Annotated in this window: 10 protein-coding genes and 1 pseudogene; 1 reads left to right on the top strand and 10 read right to left on the bottom strand. The window is 46.2% G+C overall.

The annotated features are described in order from the left end of the window. The 5 genes and pseudogenes from MM817_RS16090 to MM817_RS16070 form a co-directional block, all read right to left on the bottom strand. Nucleotides 1-337, bottom strand: a pseudogene (locus tag MM817_RS16090) (conjugal transfer protein TraC); the annotation flags it as partial. Then, the gene (locus MM817_RS16085) at nt 330-1,115 is read right to left on the bottom strand and encodes a hypothetical protein (protein ID WP_241717023.1); all 786 of its coding nucleotides are present in this window, start codon (nt 1,113-1,115) and stop codon (nt 330-332) included. The gene MM817_RS16085 and the pseudogene MM817_RS16090, both read right to left, overlap by 8 nt. 2 nt (nt 1,116-1,117) lie before the next feature. After that, on the bottom strand, nt 1,118-1,450 hold the full coding sequence (locus MM817_RS16080; RefSeq protein ID WP_241717021.1) for a hypothetical protein: 333 nt from the start codon (nt 1,448-1,450) through the stop codon (nt 1,118-1,120). An 86-nt stretch (nt 1,451-1,536) separates the two neighbouring features. Further along, nucleotides 1,537-1,929, bottom strand: a complete 393-nt coding sequence (locus MM817_RS16075; protein WP_241717019.1) for a pilin — start codon at nt 1,927-1,929, stop codon at nt 1,537-1,539. 21 nt (nt 1,930-1,950) lie between these two features. Then, nucleotides 1,951-2,259: a hypothetical protein gene (locus MM817_RS16070; protein ID WP_241717017.1), complete on the bottom strand. Its 309-nt coding sequence runs from the start codon at nt 2,257-2,259 to the stop codon at nt 1,951-1,953. Between the two features lie 275 nt (nt 2,260-2,534). On the opposite strand from MM817_RS16070, the gene MM817_RS16065 reads away from it, so the two are divergent. Next, nucleotides 2,535-3,056, top strand: a complete 522-nt coding sequence (locus tag MM817_RS16065) for a hypothetical protein (protein ID WP_241716330.1) — start codon at nt 2,535-2,537, stop codon at nt 3,054-3,056. 77 nt (nt 3,057-3,133) lie between these two features. Here MM817_RS16065 and MM817_RS16060 read toward each other — a convergent pair whose 3' ends face one another. The 5 genes from MM817_RS16060 to MM817_RS16040 form a co-directional block, all read right to left on the bottom strand. After that, nucleotides 3,134-3,751 carry a hypothetical protein gene (locus tag MM817_RS16060; protein WP_241717015.1) on the bottom strand — a complete coding sequence of 206 codons (618 nt, stop codon included), beginning with the start codon at nt 3,749-3,751 and terminating at the stop codon, nt 3,134-3,136. Between the two features lie 76 nt (nt 3,752-3,827). Continuing rightward, nucleotides 3,828-4,166 carry a hypothetical protein gene (locus tag MM817_RS16055; RefSeq protein ID WP_241717012.1) on the bottom strand — a complete coding sequence of 113 codons (339 nt, stop codon included), beginning with the start codon at nt 4,164-4,166 and terminating at the stop codon, nt 3,828-3,830. Nucleotides 4,167-4,518: 352 nt separating this feature from the next. Further along, nucleotides 4,519-5,223, bottom strand: coding sequence for a putative quorum-sensing-regulated virulence factor (locus MM817_RS16050; protein WP_241717010.1), 705 nt, complete (start codon nt 5,221-5,223; stop codon nt 4,519-4,521). Then, the gene (locus MM817_RS16045; RefSeq protein WP_241717008.1) at nt 5,223-5,387 is read right to left on the bottom strand and encodes a hypothetical protein; all 165 of its coding nucleotides are present in this window, start codon (nt 5,385-5,387) and stop codon (nt 5,223-5,225) included. The genes MM817_RS16050 and MM817_RS16045 overlap by 1 nt, the downstream gene beginning before the upstream one ends. A 14-nt stretch (nt 5,388-5,401) precedes the next feature. After that, on the bottom strand, nt 5,402-5,626 hold a 225-nt coding region (locus MM817_RS16040; RefSeq protein WP_241717006.1), incomplete at its 5' end, for a hypothetical protein.

The following is a 5,626-nucleotide window of genomic DNA, read 5'->3' as shown; positions in this document are numbered from 1 at the left end:
TCATGTGGGTCCGCTTTTTTATCGCGCTCTGATTGTCTGCAGGATCGATATGCAAACTGACATGGACATCGGCACCTAGCTGAAAAAAACGCTGCAGATAACCGAAACGAACGATACTTGGCAAGGCTGTCACATAATACACTTTGGTATAGCCTGTAGGTGAGATATACACATACGAAGGTTTGACTTCCATGGCGTCAGCTACCGTCATGATATCTTCTATGGTCGGCGTATGATTTTCCAAGTCTTTGGGCTGATCGGTATACACCCTACGTTTTTTTTCTTTTCGTCCAAACCACCACCAACGGTGCTTTTCTTGTGGTTTCTTGTTACGCATGGTTGATCTCTTCCTTTCGCATATCTTCATCCGAAATGGTGGATGCTCCATGGACCGTAGGCGTATGGACAAAGTTTCGAAACGCGTCGCGATAGCGCTGACTCATGGCTCGATCCCGATTCCAAAAGTTTTGGATCAATTCAGCGGTGAGGATGCGGTTTAAGGAGAGATAGGGTATTTTCATGCTTTCGAATCCCTCCTCTACATAACTCACTTCTCGCTCTAACCGCTCGATATGCGCTTCTTTTTTTTCTCCTACTTTAGATGGGACACTGACCACAAAGGCGTTCTCCCGGTCGCTCCTTGGTTTTTTGACTTCTTCGCCAAGATACCGCATAAACTGTTCACCGTACGCCACAAAGGCTGTGTTTCCTTTGTCGCGTTCCTCTTGCAAGGTAGGTTGAATACGATCATGCACGTAATTCATGTAGTCCGTATAATTGGCACGCCGTGCCTGCATAGAGATCTGAAAAGGATGGGACAGTCGCACCATCATGTCACGGAATCGGTTGCGCTGAATCTCGATTTCTTGTGCGCTCATGGAGTTCAGGTTGAGATTGTCGACACGCAGAATGCGTTTGAGCTTCGTTCGATAGCGTATCGCATCGCTTTCATCATCAAACCCATCGATCGGAAGAAAGGTTTGAAGAGGATGATACTTCTTCTTCGATGCATTCTGTGAGGACGTTCCTTGATGTCTAGACTTTTGTAGATCCCAGAGGACCAGGGCAACAAAGGCCAGGATGATGCCACCGCCCATGATAACCAAACGATTCATCGTCATTCCCCTTTCTGTGCATGGATGCGTACTCTGTATTCGCGATCATACATCAGCAATTTTGGCCGAAGCATGAAACGGATCGAAAGCAGAATCAGTTCGGCGAGAGACCAATCACGCCAGCGAATCGCCGCAAAAGCAAGCCCAAGGATAGCTCCTGTGATGATCGGTAGAAACGGGTTCATGTGGAGCCATCCGGATAACAGTGTCATAGGAATCACGATCGGCGCTGAAAACCCTAAGCCGATGACAAAGTGTAGGATCTGTTTTGTGTTGACGCCAAAGGCGATGGTTTCGCCTTCGGTCAAGGGTACAGGTGATTGAACATCAAGCATACGATAGCCTCCTTTCCCTACTCACACGAATCCGTGAGCAGGGCTTTCTATAAGTTGTGTTTTCTAATTCAGCATGTGTAGTCTACCTATTTGAGTCCGCTACCGAAGGAATAGAGAGCGCCGATTAGGAGTTGCGCACCACCGATGAGTACCGCTCCAATGGCGACATGTAGCAAGTGGCCTTTCGCTTCCTCCCGTTTTTGCGCATTGATGCCCCCGCGCATAAATCCAATCACCCCACGGTACAGCTCAAACAGGACCCAAGCGCCTCCGACCACACTAGCGGCTCCAACGATGTCGTTGATAATGTTGAAAACGATTGTGAATATCGAGTTCGAGGCTTGTCCATTCGATCCGACGATGTTTTGCATGCCTGACGGCACCGTAAGGTTACTTGCAGCGTACGCCGGAACCGACATGAGCATGAAGGTGACGAGAAAAATGTAGAGTTGTTGCATGCCATAGTTAAATCGTTTCATCGAAATAAAGCCTCCTTCGTATTAGTGAAAATAATCATTGATACTAAGCACAATGCCAGGCCCGATCGTGCCGATGACAAAGCCTGCGATCGAGAAAAAAAGAATACGAGTGCCTGTCCCTTTCCAACGGCTTTGATGGACCGCCGCACCGATGAGAAACACAATCGCGCCAAAGAGCACGCCTAGTTCAGCGACTAGATAGATCCAATCAAACCCGATCAGGATGAGATGAATGAATCCACTGGTGGCTTGATCCACTAAAGTTTGCGGATTGAACGGGTGGATGGCTAAGGATTGTTGCAACTGCTGTTGAAATTGACTAGGATTCACCCATGATTACCTCCTTTCTGTTTCATCGTAGAAGAAAGTCAATCCCAAAAACTCTCTACTTGCTCTTCACTTTTTTGCGTGAAGAGCATCGATGGGCATCAAATCTCCCTTCCTGATAACAAGCGTAGTGTATTGTCAAGCACAAAAACCCTCCATTTTCACTCCACTTTTTTTGCATAAAAAAAAACGAATAAAAAAAGTGGAGTGAAAATGTATGAGTCATCGACTTGACAGGGATCTATGATATGTACATAGAAAGGAAGGATGAAAACAATATGGACGAAACCATTCGCATAGACTATGTAGACCGGATTCAACATGTGTATAGTTTGTATCCCACGTCAGATGACGAGTTGGCGTATGCAAGAGGGATTGAAGAAGAAGCAGAAGTGATTGAAGTGGTGACTCAAGGCGAAGCGTGCACCGTGACAGTTCATACCACGCAAGGGGTGTATCACTTTACACGGTTTCGCACGGACTATGTGGGTCACTCATCGAGAATGCTAGTGAGCTTGCTCGCTCATTTTCGGGTGGGGTTATCGTTAGAGTTTATTGTTAGCCATCAAACGTTCACCGTATATATCATCAGTAGCAAAGTAGCTGTCGGTCAACACGATTATCTGCTCGCACAACGTTTAGGCATCTATACGCTGGTCGAACCTGTCCAGCTCTTGTTGTCGATACGCGCCATGGATTCGATCTTGGCTTTAGCCGATAGGTATCACATCGAACCCGAACTCGTCGTCGAACAATTACTAGCCAAAGAAATGGAACTAGTAGAAGCAGACCATCGTTGATCGCAACAAGGCCATGAGAGAAGCACCCTCATGGCCTTGTTTTTTGCAAGTCGGTGTCGATTCAACCCTCGCTCGACTTACTCGCTATGTAAGACGTTGTATTCCGCCATCATGCGTAAAGCTTCGTCAATACCATATTGTAGATAAAATGCATAACCTACTTTAATTTTGAGTCGGGCGATCAGTTTGTCCACGGCACCCGTCGAGTAATACGTCGTACAAGAGGCCTTGATCCGCGATTCATCAGCAATATACCGTAGATGATATTGCTGATACAGATCGGGATCTGTCGACCGCATATGTTCGATAAACGCATGGATAAAAGGAAACCATGGAGGAACCACCTCTGTTTTGGGGAGTGTGGTCAACGTTTTCATGAAGTTTAATGCGCTGCTACCAATGGTCATCCACTGGCTTTTTAGTTCTGCTTCTAACGTCCTATTTTTGTTTTTCACATACGCGTGATCATCGACAAACAAGACAGGATCAGGTTCTTCTGTTCCATACAGAGGAATAAAGGTCTGTTTCGTTTCGGTTTCATCTAAATAGACTAAAAAGTGATCGGGCTTAATTCCATAGGTCACTAACCCGTCTGCGTAGTAAAACAGTTCATCTAAAAATTCTTGTGGTGGTAAATCTGAATTGGTGATTCTGGTTTTGTCGTTATTGGCGACAATCACGTAATTATACCCCATCTCTCGACACCCCCATGAGTGATTTCTTTCTCTATCACAAGCGTATCAAAAAAACAAGCCTGAAAACCCCATATTTTCAATCCACTTTTTTTGAGCAAAAGGTCAATCGACAATCATCACACATTGTCAACGACGGTAGATGGACGAGTTGTACATGCGTGCATGGTGGTCGAAGGGAGAGCAATGGATGCACCCAAAAAGGAAATTGTATGTGGATGTACTCTTCCATCGTAGGAGCAATGAGGAGATAGGCTTTATGTTTTTCGATGCTATGTAATGCACGTTGCATGATATCCACATGTCCACTAGCTATTTTGCGTTCTTGTTTTTTGAGCCAAGCAAGATCAATCAGTGGTTTATGTGGGAAGGTATCGCTCATCTGTTTCTTTTGTCTCTGCTTATAGGTTCGAGTCATAACTTCTACCCCACTTCGAATATATGTTCGTATAAAGTATATCATACATGTGACGAATGTAGCATAATAAAATACTAAAATGTTAATCTAATAGGAAACTAAACGTTGCTGATCATGATACTCATGGACCCCCTCCCCATGTAACGTCCGGGAAGGAGGTCCATAGCACGGTTCTAGAGAGCCAGATCCTACAACCATTAGAAAATGGCCCGCTATGTTAAAGCCTCGGTTGATGATGTGCTCTCTGATGAGCAAGAAGAAGTACTCACAGGCATTACATGTGGGATGGATGAGGATAGCCAAGTGATGATCGATCTGTGGGGGCGATACAAAGGAGAGGTGTCCACCATGATTAGATAGGCTGCAATCGTTGCTCGATGGTTTTTTCGACGGATCCTCTCAAATCACTATCCATATCATGCATATTTTTTAGCATCCATTGAAGATAATCCATAGGCACATCGCTGATCGGTACACCAACATACTTGCCAAACGGCATGTTGGTGACGTGAATGGGACTATTGGCATAGTCGATCCATGTTTTTATCGTTGCGCGATACCCCTGTTCGCGATACGTTTGCAACAAACGTAAGAGCACATGCGCTGTGACCAAGGTGTCTCCTATGGCACTATGAGCATCCGCCTCAAGTTCGAGTCCTAACCAATAGCGTAAGGTCTGATTCTTGTGATCGGGAGCATCGGGCCAAAGGTGTCGTGCTAAACGATAGGTACAAAGCCACGGTGGTCGAAAGTCAGGCAAAAAGGACCGATCAAAGGCGGCGTTGTGCGCGACCAGTACATGCGCTTGATCGGTCAGAGCGTGTAGATCAGGCAAGAGCTTGTCCAGTGTGGGAGCGTCCTTGACCATCTGATCCGTGATGTGATGCACACCGGATGATTGAGGTGGAATCGGGCGCTGAGGATTCACCAACGAAGAGAAAGCGGGGGTGATCTCATGACCGACCACCCACATGGCAGACACTTCGACGATCGTATCTTCTAATGGATTTGTACCTGTTGTTTCCGTGTCGATGACCAGAAATCGCGCTTGGGACATCACACATCATCCTCTTCGCTTGTGGATGCTTTTCCTCGTAGGGCGTGTTCACTAACGAGGATATCTTTTGGATACTGCTTGCGAATCGCTTCATCCGTTAGATCTGTTTCTAACCGGTAGGTGGTCCCGTTTTTTCGTTTCATCTCTAGGCTGCGTACATGCATGTGTTGTTCTCCTTTCACTCGGCTTGCAAGTGCCACTTCGTTTGACGAGCAAATGCCTCGATGACTTCTGAGGATAGATGTTGCTCTGTCCGTACCCCTACTGCCTTTTTAGCAAGGTACACACTGGGTGTCTTGATCACACCAGGAGTGATCTGTTCAGCTAAACGTATCAACGCTTGTTGTTGCACCTTATCCGATACGACAATCTCCCACCCTGTCACGTGACGGAGTTCTTCGAT

Source organism: Sulfoacidibacillus ferrooxidans, from assembly GCF_022606465.1.
Lineage (GTDB): Bacteria > Bacillota > Bacilli > Alicyclobacillales > SLC66 > Sulfoacidibacillus > Sulfoacidibacillus ferrooxidans.
This window is presented reverse-complemented; position numbering and strand designations above follow the sequence as displayed.